Source organism: Shewanella submarina (assembly GCF_042646185.1).
Classification (GTDB): domain Bacteria; phylum Pseudomonadota; class Gammaproteobacteria; order Enterobacterales; family Shewanellaceae; genus Shewanella; species Shewanella corallii.
This window is the reverse complement of the sequence record NZ_JBHRTD010000018.1, coordinates 911,847-928,193: the sequence shown is the minus strand read 5'-3', so window position 1 is coordinate 928,193 and position 16,347 is coordinate 911,847. Positions and strand designations below refer to the sequence as shown.

Sequence of the window (16,347 nt, the reverse complement as noted above, 5' to 3'; positions counted from 1 at the left end):
TAACTTTGCAGCCGCTAATGAGCTGGCCGCCTTGCTGGAGGCAAATCCTCAGGCATTCGCACTGACAATAGATAATGGCCAGGCTGCCCTGCAGCAGATGCCAGACACCAATACCCGGGCCATGGTGCCTGCCCTGAAACCTTCAAATCTGGGGGACAGTGCATTTTGCCAAGCCCACGGGCTTAAATTTCCTTTATATGCAGGTGCAATGGCTAATGGCATTGCCTCAGAAGAGCTGGTCATTGCCATGGGCAAGGCTGGTATGCTGGGCTCCTTTGGTGCGGCAGGCCTGGTTCCCGCCCGGGTTGAACAGGCCATTGAACGTATTCAGTCAGCGCTTCCCAATGGGCCTTACTGTTTTAACCTGATCCATAGTCCCAGTGAGCCCGCCCTTGAGCAGGGTGCCGTTGACATGTACCTCAAGCATGGCGTCCGCACAGTGGAGGCCTCAGCCTTTCTGGCCCTGACCCCCCATATCGTCCGCTATCGGGCAGCCGGACTGAGTCGCAACCCTGACGGCAGTATTGAGATGGCCAATAAGGTCATAGCCAAAGTCAGCCGCACTGAGGTGGCCAAACACTTTATGTCGCCTGCTCCGGAAAAGTTACTGACTCCTTTACTCGAAGCCGGACATATTACTCCCGAGCAGTTTGAGCTGGCCCAGTTAGTGCCCATGGCTGACGATATTACAGCGGAAGCCGACTCAGGCGGTCATACCGACAATCGACCTTTGGTTACCCTGCTGCCCACATTAATCGCTCTGAAGAATCAACTTCAGGCTCAGTTCCAATACCCTGAGCCAATCCGTGTTGGCGCCGGCGGCGGTATAGGGACGCCAGAATCTATGCTGGCGACCTTTGCTATGGGTGCGGCCTTCGTCGTGACAGGCTCCATCAACCAAAGCTGTGTTGAAGCCGGTGCCAGTGAGCATACCCGCACATTGCTGACTACGACTCAGATGGCTGATGTCACCATGGCCCCAGCAGCCGATATGTTTGAAATGGGGGTGAAACTTCAGGTGGTCAAGCGCGGCACCCTGTTCCCCATGCGCGCCAATAAGCTATGGGAGATCTACAGCCGTTACGACAGCATTGAAGCCATACCGTCGGTCGAACGGGACAAACTGGAGAGCCAGATTTTCAGAAGTTCGCTGGACGAGATCTGGGCCATGACCCAGGCGCATTTTAATGCCAGAGACCCACGCCAGATTGAGCGGGCGCTTGATAACCCCAAGCGTAAAATGGCACTGATTTTCCGCTGGTACCTGGGGCTTTCGAGCCGCTGGTCCAACATAGGTGAAGCAGGAAGAGAGATGGATTATCAGATCTGGGCAGGACCGGCTCTTGGTGCATTTAACGCCTGGGTTGCTGATACCCCCATGGCACAGCCGGAAAACCGTAAAGTCGCAGAGGTCAATCTGCTGCTGCTCAATGAGGCGGCCAAGCTTTGGCGATTGGCCGTGGTCGAGGCTCAGCTGAGCTAAAATAAGCGGCCTGAATTAAAGGGACAAGGAGCACTGGCTCTTTGTCCCTGAATCTTAGTCAGGAACCAGTTATCAAAAGCTCATCTTAATTCAGGTTTTGAGATGCTATCAGTTGCTTCAGTGGATAACTTTGCTGAATTAACTCCCCATCATTGGTATCCAGGCTCACTGCAACTTGTCCATCTGCCAGTTTGATAAAACCATCATAGGTATTGTCAAAGGTTTTCAGCGTGCTCTTTTGCAGCAGTAATCCTCCAAGGCTTAAATACAGATCAAGCGTCATATACCCGCCGGGCGCAAATGCACCGGCACTGTGGTCATCAAGTACCAGATAATCACCACTCTCAAGCTGAAGCTTATCTTGATATCTCGGCCCCACCCAGCCAAATGCAAAGGTCAGATAGAGAACAAACAGAAAGCAGGAGGGAAACCACAGATAGATCTGATCTCTGCGTGCAGTGAAATAACTCACACCTGAAACCGTCACTATAAAGCTCAACAGATCCAGCCCAACATCGTAATCATTAGCATCCGGCAGGAAATACCAACCGGGATAAAGATTAAAAACAAGGGAAAGTCCCCACAGGGGCAACCAATGAAGCATGCAGCATAGCGCAATCACTTTGTTCAACTTACTTCGCTGTTACCCCATTCAAATCTCCCTGTGTATTTGCAATTTTGTTAAACCCACAACTCCATCTCACTAATTCACAAAAGTGGCTTTAACCCGCTCGGAAATCAGCACATAAGGGATCCAGATTGCGGCATGTACCAATGAGCGGATAATCTCCTTCAAGGTCTCAGGATCAAACACCTCTTCATCGGGCATAACGGCTGTAATCGCAAACGCATCAGCAAATTGAAAAACTATGGTAAACAATAAGATACCTATATACCAAGCTCGAAAAGCCTGCTTTTTGCTAAAGAACAGCCAGGCGATACCCAGCCAACCCAGAACAAAGGCTGCATTAAGCACTATTTCCGCGCCAAGAATAGGTAACCACAGGGCGTTATAAAACTCGGAGCCGGGAGTTGTCAGCAACTCCCAGGTTCCGTCAGAGAATATTGAAGAGTAAAGCGGGTAAACAGAAATAATAATTTTGACCGGTGAAAATACTATGCCTATCCCCACCAGTATCAGCCAACCACCCAGACCTTTTAGTTCATTTTCTTGTTCTTCTGTCATGATTTTCTTCCCGTCAAAAATTATCGTCTCAATGGTGAACCACTCCGTATCACCATTGACCCAACAAACAAGTTGAAGTTAGCAGGTAAAATCAAGGGGTCCTATCACCCATATAGATAGTGCTTTGATCATATGGGAGTTATTTTCAGCGCCATCCACAAAGCCTCACCCCCTGTCCCTGGATGGAGACCAATCTCTCGATAGGGTTAGTACTTTCTTCCGGGTATGCCAGCAAGGCAGATTGCAGTAAAAGGGTACAGGGGCTCGGTGCAAAACACGGAGAGAAAAATATGAAAATACCAATGTTCCTTTTAACCTTGATATTGTTGGCTCTGGCCAGTTTTTCCAATGTGGCTGAAGCTCACTGCCGTCCAAAACCCTGCATTATTGTTGATGATCCGGACGATCCTGTACATCCGCCGGTAGGAGATCCCGGAGACAGAGATAACAGAATGTATGACCCCAGCAGTGCCTATATGTTTTCAACCCAGGAGCGCTCAAAGCAACAAAGCCTGAATCTGTCCTGCTCAGTAAGCAGCGGGGACACTGACTCTCTGTATCAACAGGGAAAGCAACTGTGGAATCAGATGCTTTGCTCCATCAACCAATAATCACCACCATTAGGTATAACGCCCATTATGCCCCCTCTGACAGAGGTTTCGTCCCGACATTGATGTCAGAATGACGCCCCAAAACCAGAAACCCACAAACAGCAGACAGGCCTGTCTTGGCTTGCCTGCTGTTTTTTTGCATCAGCCCCAAACATCATAAACGCTCCATTAAGCAGGTATCTTCAAAACCTCTATCTGTCTGTACTCCTTAGTCAAAGACTAAAGTCACATCCGGTTTCACGGATCCCACTTAACAGAGAATTATATCGCTCAGAACTTGCTGAAATGGAGTTTCATTCAGTAACGGGCAAGGTGACTCTTTTCATAATGATGTCAGTAGATTGGCAATAAAACCTTTACTCGACTTCATCTTTGACGCTAGCGTTGCAAAACAAGGAAGAAGTAATGACAACCTATTGTCATATAAGGAGTTACCTTGACGAACAACACCTATGACCAGGCTAAAAAAACCAAGAGCAAAATATTAACCAAAGGCCTGGTGGCTTCCGCCATCATCGCCTCAGTCATCTTGCTGAGTTACCTTTTCTCCACCCTCGGGGATATTCACGGCCAACACCTGTCCGAAGGAGATTATTATCCCCATGGCGTCCCCAATATTCTGGGGCTGCTCGACTCAACCCTGTTTATGGGTTTTATCGTTATGGTCACCATCGCCGTCGCTGTGTACGTGCTGTATCTGTTCTGGCAGCTTCACGAAGTAGCAGTTCATCGGGCCAAAGCGATGGCCAGTGTACATACCCAACTGGTATTTGCCCTCTCCCTGTGCGGCTTGTTCCTTCACAAAGCCTGGTGGGTTCTTGCAATCGTCATCGCCTTTGCCCGTTGGGATGTGATTGGCAACAGCCTCTCCAGGATCATCAATAACGGCATCAAAGGAGAGCAATCATGAAAGAGATTATGTTGCCCTATATCCTGATCGTCTGGTTGCTGGTGCGGCTGGGAGTGATTCAATGGAACCTGCGCAATGCCGTTATCAGTGTAGGCCTGGGTGCCTTTATCGCCTTTATGCTGTTTACCTCCCACAGATTCTGGTCACCGGCCGATCTGACGGACTCCACCACAGTCAAGGCACCTCACGCCGTACTCAGCCCCCTGTTTGGTCAGGAGGTAGATGAAATTTTTGTGCAGCATAACCAGAAGGTAAAAGAAGGGGACCTTATTTATACTCTGGTGTCTGTGGATACCAGCGAAGAGCTCCGGGCTTTGAAAGCGCAAAAACAGGCGACAGAGTCTGAGATTGAAGCCTTTGAAATCCGTATGACCAATGATAAGCGTCACCTGCAGCGCCTGACCCAGCTCAGTGACTTTGCGAGCCAATCCAGCCGTGATGATCTCACCGCCTCGATTGATTCTTCAAAGGCCCAGATAGCCGCAGGTATCGCCAAAGTTCAGGCGATTGAAGCTCAAATTGCGGCGACCAAATGGCAGGATAAACGTCGCGAAGTTCGCGCTCCCTTTGATGGTCAGTTGTCGATCACCAATATCGCCGCCGGCACACGCATAGGCAACATGCACCTATATGACACCAACAGGAAGTTTATCGAGATGCGTATTCCCGATCAGTCATTCAGATATATTGAGCCAGGTCAGTTCGCCGAGTTCTACCTCAATGCCTACCCCGGGGAAATATTCAGGGGGAAAGTACACAGCATCACCACAGGTACAGGCGAATCCAGAATCACCCCTACCGCAGGCAGCCAGATGGTCAGTCGCCACGTGGGAATGAATCAGGGTAACCATGGCCGCACTGTAGTCATCGAGTTTGAACAGCCAGAGGGTTACGAAATCCCTATAGGAGCTACCGGCTCTGCCTGGATATCGGCCAAAAAGCCCCATGAAGCACTGGGCTTTATGGACATTATCGGTGCGGCCACTGTGCGCTTGAAAGCCTACAAGGCCTACCTTAACGCCCTGTAACCATCAACTTGAGCAACTGATTGCGTCATTTGCAGGCCATCAGTTGCTCAATCACTTCCGATGCCACCAGTGTACCCTGCTCGGCATTGAGCCTGGCCGCCAACTGTTCAGCTTTTTGTTGGTATTCCTGGCGAGTCGTCAATGCCTGAACCGCTGCGCCAAAGTTACTGCGGGTTAACTTGCGCGCAGGCACGCCGGCTGGACCTAGTCCCAGTTTTTCTACCTGACTTGCCCAAACCAGCTGATCGCCAAAGAAGGGACAGATCCAAACAGGCTTGCCCGCGTGCAGCGCCGCAGAGACAGTGCCAGCCCCACCGTGGCAGACCACAGCTTTGACTCTGGGAAACAACAGATGATGGGGAGCTGATTCAATAAACAGAATATCGGCATCTGACGTCATGGAACCCAGACCACCCCAGCCAGTGGCGATAACCGCACGTACGCCAAGTCGCTTAAGCTCATTGGCCATCAGGCTGGTTAGCTGCTCAGCTTTTCTCGAGCCCATACTGCCAAAGCCGATATAAATAGGCTTGTCTTTTTCATCCACCCCCTTTTCCAGAAAGGTATCCAACTCAGAGTTGAGTCTGACACCCATATCAGGCTCTGACCGCCAGAAACCAGTCACATGGATCTGCTTCGGCCAGTCCTGTGGTGACGGCAGCAGATGAGCACTGTAGCCCAGCAACTCAGGCAGAGGATGCCCTGTCCGGTCAGCGGTTAAGGAGAGGTGCTCAGCCCTGGGCAGCTTGTGCTGCGTACGCCACCTTGTGATGACCCCTTTCGACAGCCTTGCCGCGATAAAACCGGTAATTCGATAGCTGAACCTGTTCCAGTCTCCCCGCCATCCTTTGGACGAGGTGGCAGCAGGTAGTCCCAGAGAAGGAAACTCCCGTGTCGCCTCCCACTGAGGGAACAGAAATGCAGGTATCGCGGTAATATTCAGATACTCGGCGAAATCAATCGCCCAGCTGGTTTTACTGTTGTAGAGGATAATATCCGGCCTGTGTTTATTGGCCGCGTACCAGGAGTCGGTCAGGGCATCTGTCTGCAGCGAGCGAATGGTGCGCCTCAGACGCCAGAGAGTCTTAAAAAATCCTGTCACTCTGTCCAATCCGCTAACGGTTTGCTGCCCCAGGCCGGATTGCAACAGCTCAATAAAGCCGTTATTCATGGGGGCATATTCCAGCCCAGCCTCAACCACCTGCTTACTGAAAGCCAGATGGGTACAGATCACCACACTGTGTCCCCTTTGCTTCAGTGTTTGCGCCAGACCAAGGTAGGGGATGAGGTCCCCTGTTGAACCCAGTGTGGTTATAAGAATTTTCATCAAGTGCCACCTTGTTGTGTTAACAATAAAGTGACAGGCTTTCACTCCCGAAACAACCGCTTGGCTATTCCCCCGGAACAGGTATAAGACGAATTTCAGGTAGCCAGCGCTTACCGGTTTCCATCTCCTCGATATCAAATTCCCCTATGCCTGGAGCAGTTTCAGGCTCAGGTGGAGCGGCTATCAAATTGAGATCTACAGCATGAGCCGTACCTTTGATTTCGCCTGAATTCGTCAGGGTCAAAGGATAATAAATCCCATTCCATAAATTGGCCCCGAAGGAGGCCTTGTCCTTGAACATAAACATCAGGTCCTGCTCAAGCCAGGTCAAATCCGCTGCGCTTATCTTTCGTGGGTTATGGTAAGGATAGGGAACAAAACACCATAGCTCAGGGCCTTCAAGGCATTTGAACTCCTTCATGGACAGAAAAAAATCTTTAAATCGGCTGTGATCCATATGCAGCTCATAGCCAACACTTTGCTCTGTCCCGACATCAAGAGGTGCCGTTAGCTTAAGGCTGCCCACAGGATACGACTTGTCTTTGTTGTCCAGCAGCACGATCCGGTATTCGCTCTGCCCGGCCCAGCCCAGACAAGACAAGAAAAACGAGGTAAGTACCAAAACCACCGACGCCAGTGGCTTGATTACTCTTTTTCTCAGAGTTTGTGCCCACCCTTTGACCCGCGACAGTAAGCCCACGCCTGCTTGTGAGGCACTCATGCCAGCGTCGCCGTAGAAGGGTTGATGATGGCTGTCACCATAGAGATGTTATCGGCGGGAAAGCCGCCCTGCCGGGCATGCTGCCTGATAATATCCTCACTTTCGGCCAGGTAGACACAGTAAATTTTGTCCCCCGTCACATAGCTCTCCAGCCATTTAATCTCGGGCCCCAGCTCATTGAGCACACAGCAGGAGGTTTGGGAAATTCCGCTTAGTTGCTCCTGAGTGAGTTTGCCTGCATCTGGAATATTTCGCTCGATAATGTACTTATTCATAGCCAGCACTCCATCTGTGTATGTCTGTTCCAAGCTATCAGACACAGACAGCCCCATGCTTCATGCTTTAGCCTTGTCAAACTCATACTTTGGACCGCCGCTGCGCCCCCCCAACCGAGACAATACGAAGTTAGCGATTGATGCCTCAAAATTAATGTGATTTCAGCCAACAGGGAGGGGAAAAATATACCCCCTCCAAACAAACACTGATATGGTTGAAGGGCAAACAAAGCGGGGCTGTTTCCAGCAGTTATTCGTTCCTGCCCCGCTGAACGGGAGGCACTATGCAAGCATGTTTTATCAGTACTGTCAGTGGACCTTTTTCCCCGCATCTCATTGCAGATATCGCCAAAATCACCCGACAGTCAGGTGGCCACTGGCTCAGCAGCAAAATCATTCGTATCGACGATCAATTCAGTGCCATGATGAAGGTGGAGGTCAGTATTGGCGATCCTGAGACCCTGCAGGATCAACTGGAGTCAACTTTCCCTCAACTCAGGTTTACTTTCGAAGAAGCCGGTCCACAAAAAACCGAGCACAGGTTACTGTCCCTTACCCTGCATTGCGCAGACAGAAGCGGATTAACCCATGATATTAATACCCTGTTTGATGGGCTGGATATCGCCATTACCCATCAGGAAAATAACCGGGTCGCAGTAATGGGATCCAATGAAACGGTTTATCAGGCCAAACTGCAATTGGAAGTGCCACAGGCGATGACGGACGATGATATTGCCGGCGCGCTGGATACTCTGAATATCAATCACAGAGTCAGCTTCAGCGAATAGCCCATTCCTGCTCGTCGCCATTGACCGGAAAAAGCAAAGGGGAGCTCAAGCTCCCCTTTCTCTATTCCGCTGCACAGTTCGTTGGCAGAGTGATTTGAACACCCAGGCCGGGGTGGTTGTCATACAACCTGATACTGCCATGGTGCAGTCCGGCTACCGCTTTGGCAAAAGAGAGCCCCAGGCCAAGACCACCGTCAGTGCGACTTTTATCGACACGGTAGAGACGTTCAAATACCCGTAGTTTTTCAGCGTCATCAATACCCGGACCATTGTCCGCCACAGTCAGCAAAACCTGGTCATCTTCAGTATCACATGACAATCGAATCTCACTGCCCTGAGGGCAATATCTGAGAGCATTCTCCACCAAGTTGGCCAGTTGCTGGATCAGCAACTCTCTGTCTCCGTGAATCAATAACGCCTGCTGCGGGCAGTCGACATTGAGTGCCATACCCGCATCCTCCGCCACATCCACATAGATATCGGCAACTGTGGCTATCACCCCGGTCAGATCAATGCTGCTGAAGCGACTGCGTCTGGCGCCCGACTCTATCTGTGAGATTCTGAGCAAAGCATCAAAAATACCCGCCAGACGTTTGGACTCCGCCATCGCCAGCTCAAGTTCTTCATTGAATTGGCTGTCAGCCCTGGCGCCCTGTGACTCATCGGCAGCAGCCTTCAAGTTCAACAGGTTATGCTGCAGCCTGGCAATCGGTGTCTTTAGCTCATGGGCAATATTGGCCGAAATATCACTCATGGCTGCCACAGAACCTTCGAGTCGGGACAACATCTCGTCCACGGCAACGCCGATTCGGGCAAGATCATTCACTCTGCGCTTTTCACCGGTTCGGGCGGCAAGGTTACCCTCGGCCGCGGCAGCCAGAACCTGTTCAATCCGGCCCATTCGCCTTTGGCTCGCCCGGGTAATCACCACCACAATGGCAGCCGTGAGCAATGCCACCAGCACACCCGACAGCACAAAACCTGTCGTCAGCACAGCCATAATCTCATCGTCTTCAATGGGGTCATCGTCTATCTCCCCATGAGAATCATGAATCATCTCCCGGGTTTCTTTCACTATCTCCCGGTTCTGCTTTCCCAGTTCATAATCCACATAGGCCAGACTGATACTGGCCATCAGCACCAGGCTCATAAAAGAGACCAGTACAAACATCACCCCCTGTTGAGCTGCGCTGCTTTGCAACCACAGAGGCAGTCTCAGGGTATGTTTTAGCCTTTGCTTTAATCGCTTCAACATGAGCCAGCCTCTGCTTTATGCTCCAGCTTATAGCCTGCTCCCCGAACGGTTTGGATCAGGGTATCGCCAAAGGGTTTTTCCAGCTTATTGCGCAGACGGCTGATATGGGTCTCCACCACACTGGTTTGTGGGTCGAAATGAATATCCCACACATGTTCCAGCAGCATGGTACGGGTTATTACCCGGCCGGGGTGACGCATAAACAACTCAAGAATGCGAAACTCCTTGGGCTGTAAATCCAATACCTGCCCCTGCCTGCTGGCCGTGTGTTCAAACAGATTCAGAGTCAAATCCGCATATTTCAGCTCAGAGCTGGCCTGGGCTGTGATGTTCACAGAGCGACGTGACAAGGCAGTTACCCTCGCCAGCAGTTCTGAAAAGGCAAAAGGCTTGGTCAGATAATCATCACCACCAGCTTCCAGTCCCTCAACTCTGTCATCAACCCCACCAAGAGAGGTCAGAAACAGCACTGGGGTAGTGATTTGCGCTGCTCTCATGGCTTTCACCAAAGAGAGGCCATCCAGGCCGGGCAACATACGGTCGACCACAGCGACATCAAACTGCTCTGTCATACATAAGGTCAGCGCATATTTACCATTGTCTGTGACCTCAATCTGATGTCCGGCCTCATACAACCCCTTCTCCACGAAACGACTAAGGCTGGCATCATCTTCTACAAGCAATATCCGCATTTCGACTCTCTTTCTATGCCGTGCTCAGGCGGCAACAATTGGATCCTGATTGGTATTTCCCGCACTTTCCGCGGCTGGACTGTCCACCGCTTTCTCTGCCTGACTCGCCTTATAGGCTTGCCAACGGGCATACAATGCCAGGCCTGCGCCAGCCAGCAAACAGGCTCCCAGTGTAACCAGTCCCAATGTAAAAAACAGCGTAAAAGCAAACAGCTCGGCCAAGCCTTTAGGACCGTTCTGGCGCAGGGCATTCAAGGTCTGTCTCAGCCTGGCCCACGTATTTGAATAGATAGTTGAGTTTGTCATAACACCTCCTTTGGGGATGCCAGCCACTGACATCCCATTGCCAGGTCTCTACCGCCATTACTCGGCAGAGATACGGGTTTTAACCTTGCTGCCATCAGCGGCCAGCAGTTTTACCTCATAGGAGATGCCATAGTCATCATCCAGTTCAATCTCATACACCTGACCTGCATGCTTTGCTTCTGCCGCAGCCAGAGCGGTTTCTAGAGTCTGGTACTGACCGTTTTTCACCCCGGCCAGGAAGCTTGCCTGTTCCTGCAGATCTTCATGGTCATCTTCAAGATGTTCACGGCTTTTGATGATTTCGCCTGTGTCAGCGTCAATCACAGTGTGGAACTCTTTACCCTGCTCTCCGGCCAGTTCAATCTCATATACGATTGAGCCCATATGGGAGTCACGTTCAGCTTCCACAGGAACCGCGCCTGTATGCTGTTTGGCAATTTCTATCGCCTTTTTCAGACTGATGGCATCAGCATTCATGTTCTTTGGCGCGTCACCGGCCACTGCCGCACCGGCACAGAAGATACCCAGAACAGCAGCCACTACAGATTGTTTGAATTTGATTGAAGTTTTCATACTTGTTTCCTCACTTATTTAATTGAATGTGACAGGCCTCCCTGTCGATGTGGCTACTTTATAAAAGTGAGCTTGCGGCAAGCTTGCCCCAACTATACATTTTTGTAAGGTTCGCACTTTGCCGCCCCCAACCGGGATTTAGCTGCTTGCATTCGGTAACACAATCCCTTTGCGCCACAGCAGACAGCACAGACGATTTATGGTTAAGTGTTGCAACGCAACATCAATTCGCCCGATAACAAAGGGTTTGAAGAACAAGGAGCAAGCAAGATATGTTCAAAAAGATTCTGGCCTCTGTAGGCATAGGCGCCGCCAAGGTAGATACAGTGCTGCAAACCGAGCATCTGTTGCCCGGTCAGGAGTTCCATGCAGAAATTGTCATCACTGGCGGGGACGTCCCTCAGGAGTTGTCAGGTCTGGAGCTGGCATTAATGACCAAAGCCAAAGTGGAATCCGATGAGGGCAGCTACTTCCGTAATCAGGTTATCCAGCAATGGCACCTTGCAGACAAAACCACTATCCAGCCAGGTGAGGAGATCCGCATTCCTTTTACTGCTCAGTTGCACTCTGAGACGCCGGTTACCGAATTGCCGGTTCGCATGAACCAGACTGTGGTATGGCTGGCGACCGGCCTGAATATCGACATGGCCCTGGATGCGTCAGACAAGGACCATCTGTATATCTACCCCAATGAAGCAGTACTGGAATGCATGCAGGTGATGGAACGCGCTGGCTATCAAATGATGAAAGCGGATGTTGAAAAAGGCTATATCAGTGCACCTGGTTTCCGCTCTAACTCAGGAATCTATCAGGAGCTTGAATATCGTCCAAACAGTCGCAGCCTGTTTGGTGTCAAAGAGGTTGAGCTCTCCTTTGTCCCTGAAGCCCACCAGACTCACGTACTGATTGAACTGGACCGCGGCTTTCGCGGCGATGGCTATCGTTCTCTGACCATTGCCCACACAGATGCAGACATTGCCAATGTCCGCAACCAGTTGGAACATCTGCTGCGCTAAGTTAAACTTAAAAAGGCGACCACATGGTCGCCTTTTTACTCACTTTAAGTGTCAGGACTGCCAGTACGCCTCTTTGTGGCTGTCCACATTGAATATCTCAACTCTGAGCTCTGTCAGCGGTGTTTCGGCACTGATACCTGCTTTGCGTTTCAGGGCTGTGACAAACTCTTTGGGGGTTTTCAGCTTCTCCCAAACCTGAGGCAAAAATACTCCGCGGCGCTTACCCTGAGACAGGATCACCCCGGGATGATGCCGCCCCAGATAATTGAGACAGTCCTGATCTTTACCTGAAGCCAATAGACCGGGCTTGCTCAATACGGAGACTTCGAGTGTCAGAGTAGACAACTGATCCACAGTCAATGGGGGAAAACGTTTATCGCTGAAGGCTGCTGCCAGTGCCTTTTTGTGCACTTCCTGCAACAGAGGTTGCTGGCTGGTAATGGTTCCTATACAGCCCTGCAGCTCTCCCCTTACCTCCAGAGTGACAAAGCAACCGGCTGAGGCTGATAAACACTCGTCGTAATCTTCTGGGTTCGGCAGCTGCTGACCTTTCTGACCAAAATGTGTCGCTATTGCCTGGCGCGCCACCACCAGCAATTGGGACAATTCGGCCGCACTAAACCTGGCTGACGAGATAGCTGACATAGCCCACCACCCTGTTTTTATCACCGCCGGTATCACCGGAGTTCATATAACCTACCCGACTAAGCTGCCAGCCCCGGCTCTGAGCCAGGTGCAACAGGGTATTGATCCCGGTTGCGCCACAGGCCTGATGGGGCGTTAATCTTGGAACAAACTCCTCAATCATGGTCATGCTTTCTCCATCCAGCTGCGTTGCCTCTTCATAGTTATGGTAATGACTGAGATCTGAACTGATGACCAACAAGGTATCATCCGGGTCCCAGATATCGTTCAGTAATTCCTCAAGATGCCATGGCATGGCTCTGGAGTACACTATGGGTAATACACTGAACTCCCCCAGAGTCTGTTGCAGGAAGGGCAATTGCACTTCCAGGCAGTGCTCTTTGGCATGGGGAGCATCATCCTGGCTCACCAGAGGGTTGTCTCTGAGCGCCTCCACCAGCACTTTGTCTACAGGCACGTTACCCAGGGGGGTCACAAACAGATCTACAGAGGGAATTGCAACCCCTTTAAAGCTCATTGTATGGCTGGGCCCCAACAGAATAACCCGGCTGAATTTGTCCGCCAGCGGCTGAATATAGGAAAAAGCTTCAGCGGCCAGTTGTCCTGAAAACCGATAACCGGCATGGGGCACTATCACAGCGCGCAGCCTGTCGTCCCTGTCTCTGGGGCTCAGCCAGGATACAATTTCCTGCCTGAGCAGGTCAGATTCTCTGTGATAAAAACGCCCTGCCACCGCAGTGGGACGAACCTTGATCATCAGCAGCCTCCTTTCAATGCCATCGACTCAGCATAGCCAAGTTGTGATTCCGGCTCCAGTTCAACATCCACTGCCAACCGGCATATACTCAGGGTATTAACTCCGACCGGAGAGACTAATGGCAGAAAGCTATCCCACCCAATACTGGCGCGCACAGGAAAATGGACTGGTGCAGTGCACACTTTGCCCGCGACTTTGCAGTCTGCGCCCGGGGAAACGCGGTGCCTGCTTTGTCAGACAGGAAAATAATGGGGAAGTGGTTCTGACCACCTGGGGACGCTCCAGCGGATTCTGTATCGATCCTGTTGAGAAAAAACCACTCAATCACTTTTACCCGGGTTCCAGCGTGCTCTCATTTGGCACCGCAGGTTGTAACCTCAGTTGCCATTTTTGCCAGAACTGGTCCATCAGCAAATCCCGCCATATGGATACACTTTCCGGTCTGGCAACACCGGAGCAGATCGCCGCCACGGCTCATAAACATGGCTGCAAAAGCGTCGCCTTTACCTATAACGACCCGGTTATTTTCCATGAGTATGCCGTGGATACAGCTCAGGCCTGTCATCAACTTAGCGTCAAATCAGTGGCAGTGACTGCTGGCTATATCTGCGAGCAACCCAGAGAGGCTTTCTTCGCCCATATGGATGCCGCCAATATCGATCTGAAAGCCTTCAGCGACAGTTTTTATCATAAACTTTGTGGTGCCAGTCTGGCTCCTGTGCTGGAAACCCTGGAATATCTCAAGCATGAAACCTCTGTCTGGTTTGAAATCACCACACTGCTTATCCCAGGCGAAAATGACTCAGATGCTGAATTGCACGCCATGACAGAATGGATAGCCGACAGGCTGGGACCCGATGTGCCACTGCATTTCAGCGCCTTTCACCCTGACTTTAAAATGCAGGATAAGCCCAGAACCCCGGCGACGACATTGCTCAGAGCCAGAGACATCGCCCTGAGCAAGGGGCTGAGCTATGTGTATGTGGGGAATGTGCATCACAGTGAGGCCAGCAGCAGCTTTTGTCCCAACTGCAATGCCAGGGTGATAGAGAGAGATTGGTATCAGCTGGGTCAATATCAACTGGATGACTCAGGCCATTGCCTGCAGTGTGGCAGCCCGGTTGCAGGCCGATTTGAGCACTATGGCCGCCCATTTGGTCGCAAACGCCTGGCGGTTAGAGTGGAGTAACCAGGGTCTGTTGACCTTTGAAGATGGTTTTTGCAGCTATTTGTCGTTGTTTTATACAAAGCAACGCGATTGACGTGTAGTTGTTCTACATAAATGAGCGTTAATGCAGTAGAAAGCGACGACAAACGCTGCCCGAAGGGCTCGGCTATACGCGCTTTACTCTTTGTTGCAAGGTATTTGCTTAGGCCCACTAGGCGGCACACCTTGCGTCGCGATTAAAGCGCGTCTATCTCGAGCAAAACTCAACCATGAAAGGTCAACAGACCCTAACAAAAAGGCGAGCCCATTGGCTCGCCTTAATGCTGCTTTAAAGCTCAGAGTGCAAGAATCAAACTTTCTTCACGAACTGAGACTTCAGAGACATGGCACCGATACCGTCGATTTTGCAGTCGATGTCGTGATCGCCTTCAACCAAACGGATGTTCTTAACTTTGGTACCAACTTTAACCACGGAAGAAGAACCTTTGATCTTCAAATCCTTGATAACAGTTACAGTGTCGCCATCCTGAAGGATGTTGCCGTTGGCATCCTTGATCACACGCTCTTCTTCAGCTGCCTCAGTTGCACCTTCGGCCCATTCATGAGCGCACTCCGGGCACACCAGCATGGTGCCATCGAAGTAGGTGTATTCAGAGTTACATTTAGGGCAATTTGGAAGCGCTGACATTAGAAACCTCGGTCGTTCAACAAAACACGGGATTTTACACCATCGCCATGAACTCTGGCACGACAATAGTGATAATCCCACATTAAATTAAGGTCATAATTCAGCATGAGTCACAAAATCAAGCCTTTGCTGCTCTGCGGCCGATTCCGGCGATTGCCAGCCCAAGCAAAGCAAGCAGACTCACCGCGCCACCACCATCGCCTTCACTGGTACTGATATACTCTTCATCCCAGTCAGCACTTTCCAGCGGCAGGCCATACAGGGCGTCAGTCTCCAGCGAGCTGATGGTCGCAACAATATCGCCATAGCCCACCTCGTAAAGGTCAATCAGCACGTCGTATTCCCCCGGACGATAACCCCGCTCCAGAGTGGTCAGTACCTCATAATCATCATTGGACGACTCGCCGGTGATCACAAAGGCATCTGTCGTATAGTAATGCACCCAATCACCGCCGTTACGACTCAGATAAAGTTCGGCATACACAACCACCTCTTCCACCGGGTTATAACTGTGCAGGTCGGCGTCAAAGGTCACGCCGAAGGTACTGTAATAACCATCCCGGTCCACATCTTCAAACAGACGGGAATAAGCATCGTAAAAACTGAAGCTGTGCCAGCTGTAAGACTGCACATTTTGATTTCGCCTGGCTTTGTCGGCCAATACCTGCTGACGGGTTCTGGCCTGTTGAATATCCAAAGGCGTGCCTTTCAGTGCCTGCAGTTGGCCTGGCAAAGTTGCCTTGTCAGCATTAAGGGTGGAGCCGGCGACGGACTTTTGGGCTTTATCGACCAGGTCAGAAGCCCATGCCGATGAATAAGTCGCCGCCAGCACAGTGGTTATCAGCAGGGCTTTGGAAGCCTTGCCGCAAAAGTCAGATACAGGGTTCCGTGAAAATCTCATACGCGTCATCCCGACAA

Annotated in this window: 19 protein-coding genes and 1 pseudogene; 7 read left to right on the top strand and 13 right to left on the bottom strand. The window is 51.0% G+C overall.

What is annotated here, in order from left to right; all coding sequences use genetic code 11:
• Positions 1-49 precede the first annotated feature (49 nt).
• Positions 50-1,483, top strand: a pseudogene (locus tag ACFOE0_RS21210) (PfaD family polyunsaturated fatty acid/polyketide biosynthesis protein); the annotation flags it as partial.
• A gap of 85 nt (positions 1,484-1,568) precedes the next feature.
• On the opposite strand, the gene ACFOE0_RS21205 reads toward ACFOE0_RS21210, so the two are convergent.
• Positions 1,569-2,087 carry a hypothetical protein gene (locus ACFOE0_RS21205; RefSeq protein ID WP_248934532.1) on the bottom strand — a complete coding sequence of 173 codons (519 nt, stop codon included), beginning with the start codon at positions 2,085-2,087 and terminating at the stop codon, positions 1,569-1,571.
• Positions 2,088-2,186: 99 nt separating this feature from the next.
• Positions 2,187-2,669, bottom strand: coding sequence for a DUF2569 domain-containing protein (locus tag ACFOE0_RS21200; protein ID WP_248934531.1), 483 nt, complete (start codon positions 2,667-2,669; stop codon positions 2,187-2,189).
• A gap of 290 nt (positions 2,670-2,959) precedes the next feature.
• On the opposite strand from ACFOE0_RS21200, the gene ACFOE0_RS21195 reads away from it, so the two are divergent.
• From ACFOE0_RS21195 to ACFOE0_RS21185, 3 genes are all read left to right on the top strand, one after another.
• Positions 2,960-3,280, top strand: coding sequence for a hypothetical protein (locus ACFOE0_RS21195; RefSeq protein WP_248934530.1), 321 nt, complete (start codon positions 2,960-2,962; stop codon positions 3,278-3,280).
• 436 nt (positions 3,281-3,716) lie between these two features.
• Complete coding sequence (locus ACFOE0_RS21190; RefSeq protein ID WP_248934529.1) at positions 3,717-4,190, top strand: magnesium transporter; 474 nt, start codon at positions 3,717-3,719, stop codon at positions 4,188-4,190.
• A complete protein-coding gene (locus ACFOE0_RS21185; protein WP_248934528.1) occupies positions 4,187-5,218 on the top strand; it encodes an HlyD family secretion protein in 1,032 nt (343 codons plus the stop codon). The genes ACFOE0_RS21190 and ACFOE0_RS21185 overlap by 4 nt, the downstream gene beginning before the upstream one ends.
• Before the next feature lie 25 nt (positions 5,219-5,243).
• On the opposite strand, the gene ACFOE0_RS21180 is transcribed toward ACFOE0_RS21185, so the two are convergent.
• The 3 genes from ACFOE0_RS21180 to ACFOE0_RS21170 all read right to left on the bottom strand — a co-directional run bounded on the left by ACFOE0_RS21180 (position 5,244) and on the right by ACFOE0_RS21170 (position 7,541).
• Positions 5,244-6,545, bottom strand: coding sequence for a glycosyltransferase (locus tag ACFOE0_RS21180; RefSeq protein WP_248934527.1), 1,302 nt, complete (start codon positions 6,543-6,545; stop codon positions 5,244-5,246).
• A 64-nt stretch (positions 6,546-6,609) separates the two neighbouring features.
• Positions 6,610-7,266 (bottom strand): hypothetical protein, encoded by a 657-nt coding sequence (locus ACFOE0_RS21175; protein ID WP_248934526.1) that lies wholly within the window; start codon positions 7,264-7,266, stop codon positions 6,610-6,612.
• Positions 7,263-7,541 carry a DUF4242 domain-containing protein gene (locus ACFOE0_RS21170; protein ID WP_115135225.1) on the bottom strand — a complete coding sequence of 93 codons (279 nt, stop codon included), beginning with the start codon at positions 7,539-7,541 and terminating at the stop codon, positions 7,263-7,265. The genes ACFOE0_RS21175 and ACFOE0_RS21170 overlap by 4 nt, the downstream gene beginning before the upstream one ends.
• Positions 7,542-7,825: 284 nt before the next feature.
• On the opposite strand from ACFOE0_RS21170, the gene ACFOE0_RS21165 reads away from it, so the two are divergent.
• Complete coding sequence (locus ACFOE0_RS21165) at positions 7,826-8,329, top strand: ACT domain-containing protein (RefSeq protein WP_248934524.1); 504 nt, start codon at positions 7,826-7,828, stop codon at positions 8,327-8,329.
• 61 nt (positions 8,330-8,390) lie between these two features.
• Here the strand turns inward: ACFOE0_RS21165 and ACFOE0_RS21160 are convergent, their stop codons facing one another.
• The 4 genes from ACFOE0_RS21160 to ACFOE0_RS21145 are packed head-to-tail and all read right to left on the bottom strand — an operon-like array spanning position 8,391 to position 11,155.
• Positions 8,391-9,584: a sensor histidine kinase gene (locus tag ACFOE0_RS21160; RefSeq protein ID WP_248934523.1), complete on the bottom strand. Its 1,194-nt coding sequence runs from the start codon at positions 9,582-9,584 to the stop codon at positions 8,391-8,393.
• Positions 9,578-10,276 (bottom strand): response regulator transcription factor, encoded by a 699-nt coding sequence (locus ACFOE0_RS21155; protein ID WP_248934522.1) that lies wholly within the window; start codon positions 10,274-10,276, stop codon positions 9,578-9,580. Before ACFOE0_RS21155 ends, ACFOE0_RS21160 begins: the two co-directional genes overlap by 7 nt.
• Before the next feature lie 24 nt (positions 10,277-10,300).
• Positions 10,301-10,582 (bottom strand): hypothetical protein, encoded by a 282-nt coding sequence (locus ACFOE0_RS21150; RefSeq protein ID WP_248934521.1) that lies wholly within the window; start codon positions 10,580-10,582, stop codon positions 10,301-10,303.
• 57 nt (positions 10,583-10,639) lie between these two features.
• The gene (locus ACFOE0_RS21145; RefSeq protein WP_248934520.1) at positions 10,640-11,155 is read right to left on the bottom strand and encodes a PepSY domain-containing protein; all 516 of its coding nucleotides are present in this window, start codon (positions 11,153-11,155) and stop codon (positions 10,640-10,642) included.
• A gap of 272 nt (positions 11,156-11,427) precedes the next feature.
• Here ACFOE0_RS21145 and ACFOE0_RS21140 point away from each other — a divergent pair, with 272 nt between their 5' ends.
• Positions 11,428-12,171: a sporulation protein gene (locus ACFOE0_RS21140; protein ID WP_115135237.1), complete on the top strand. Its 744-nt coding sequence runs from the start codon at positions 11,428-11,430 to the stop codon at positions 12,169-12,171.
• A gap of 51 nt (positions 12,172-12,222) precedes the next feature.
• Here ACFOE0_RS21140 and amrA read toward each other — a convergent pair whose 3' ends face one another.
• Together amrA and amrB are read right to left on the bottom strand one after the other, a co-directional pair.
• Positions 12,223-12,816: an AmmeMemoRadiSam system protein A gene (gene amrA / locus ACFOE0_RS21135; protein WP_248934519.1), complete on the bottom strand. Its 594-nt coding sequence runs from the start codon at positions 12,814-12,816 to the stop codon at positions 12,223-12,225.
• Positions 12,788-13,573, bottom strand: a complete 786-nt coding sequence (amrB, locus tag ACFOE0_RS21130; protein ID WP_248934518.1) for an AmmeMemoRadiSam system protein B — start codon at positions 13,571-13,573, stop codon at positions 12,788-12,790. The genes amrA and amrB overlap by 29 nt, the downstream gene beginning before the upstream one ends.
• A gap of 118 nt (positions 13,574-13,691) precedes the next feature.
• On the opposite strand from amrB, the gene amrS reads away from it, so the two are divergent.
• Positions 13,692-14,762 carry an AmmeMemoRadiSam system radical SAM enzyme gene (amrS, locus tag ACFOE0_RS21125; protein ID WP_248934517.1) on the top strand — a complete coding sequence of 357 codons (1,071 nt, stop codon included), beginning with the start codon at positions 13,692-13,694 and terminating at the stop codon, positions 14,760-14,762.
• Between the two features lie 328 nt (positions 14,763-15,090).
• Here the strand turns inward: amrS and ACFOE0_RS21120 are convergent, their stop codons facing one another.
• Together ACFOE0_RS21120 and ACFOE0_RS21115 are read right to left on the bottom strand one after the other, a co-directional pair.
• The gene (locus tag ACFOE0_RS21120) at positions 15,091-15,429 is read right to left on the bottom strand and encodes a zinc ribbon domain-containing protein YjdM (RefSeq protein WP_248934515.1); all 339 of its coding nucleotides are present in this window, start codon (positions 15,427-15,429) and stop codon (positions 15,091-15,093) included.
• A gap of 118 nt (positions 15,430-15,547) precedes the next feature.
• Positions 15,548-16,330 carry a choice-of-anchor H family protein gene (locus tag ACFOE0_RS21115; protein WP_248934514.1) on the bottom strand — a complete coding sequence of 261 codons (783 nt, stop codon included), beginning with the start codon at positions 16,328-16,330 and terminating at the stop codon, positions 15,548-15,550.
• Between the last annotated feature and the right edge of the window lie 17 nt (positions 16,331-16,347).

Bases quoted from the DNA above. Each gene is read 5' to 3' on its own strand.
- ACFOE0_RS21205 (WP_248934532.1), bottom strand. From the start codon at position 2,087: ATGCTTCATTGGTTGCCCCTGTGGGGACTTTCCCTTGTTTTTAATCTT.
- ACFOE0_RS21200 (WP_248934531.1), bottom strand. From the start codon at position 2,669: ATGACAGAAGAACAAGAAAATGAACTAAAAGGTCTGGGTGGTTGGCTG.
- ACFOE0_RS21195 (WP_248934530.1), top strand. From the start codon at position 2,960: ATGAAAATACCAATGTTCCTTTTAACCTTGATATTGTTGGCTCTGGCC.
- ACFOE0_RS21185 (WP_248934528.1), top strand. From the start codon at position 4,187: ATGAAAGAGATTATGTTGCCCTATATCCTGATCGTCTGGTTGCTGGTG.
- ACFOE0_RS21180 (WP_248934527.1), bottom strand. From the start codon at position 6,545: ATGAAAATTCTTATAACCACACTGGGTTCAACAGGGGACCTCATCCCC.
- ACFOE0_RS21175 (WP_248934526.1), bottom strand. From the start codon at position 7,266: ATGAGTGCCTCACAAGCAGGCGTGGGCTTACTGTCGCGGGTCAAAGGG.
- ACFOE0_RS21170 (WP_115135225.1), bottom strand. From the start codon at position 7,541: ATGAATAAGTACATTATCGAGCGAAATATTCCAGATGCAGGCAAACTC.
- ACFOE0_RS21165 (WP_248934524.1), top strand. From the start codon at position 7,826: ATGCAAGCATGTTTTATCAGTACTGTCAGTGGACCTTTTTCCCCGCAT.
- ACFOE0_RS21160 (WP_248934523.1), bottom strand. From the start codon at position 9,584: ATGTTGAAGCGATTAAAGCAAAGGCTAAAACATACCCTGAGACTGCCT.
- ACFOE0_RS21155 (WP_248934522.1), bottom strand. From the start codon at position 10,276: ATGCGGATATTGCTTGTAGAAGATGATGCCAGCCTTAGTCGTTTCGTG.
- ACFOE0_RS21150 (WP_248934521.1), bottom strand. From the start codon at position 10,582: ATGACAAACTCAACTATCTATTCAAATACGTGGGCCAGGCTGAGACAG.
- ACFOE0_RS21145 (WP_248934520.1), bottom strand. From the start codon at position 11,155: ATGAAAACTTCAATCAAATTCAAACAATCTGTAGTGGCTGCTGTTCTG.
- ACFOE0_RS21140 (WP_115135237.1), top strand. From the start codon at position 11,428: ATGTTCAAAAAGATTCTGGCCTCTGTAGGCATAGGCGCCGCCAAGGTA.
- amrA (WP_248934519.1), bottom strand. From the start codon at position 12,816: ATGTCAGCTATCTCGTCAGCCAGGTTTAGTGCGGCCGAATTGTCCCAA.
- amrB (WP_248934518.1), bottom strand. From the start codon at position 13,573: ATGATCAAGGTTCGTCCCACTGCGGTGGCAGGGCGTTTTTATCACAGA.
- amrS (WP_248934517.1), top strand. From the start codon at position 13,692: ATGGCAGAAAGCTATCCCACCCAATACTGGCGCGCACAGGAAAATGGA.
- ACFOE0_RS21120 (WP_248934515.1), bottom strand. From the start codon at position 15,429: ATGTCAGCGCTTCCAAATTGCCCTAAATGTAACTCTGAATACACCTAC.
- ACFOE0_RS21115 (WP_248934514.1), bottom strand. From the start codon at position 16,330: ATGAGATTTTCACGGAACCCTGTATCTGACTTTTGCGGCAAGGCTTCC.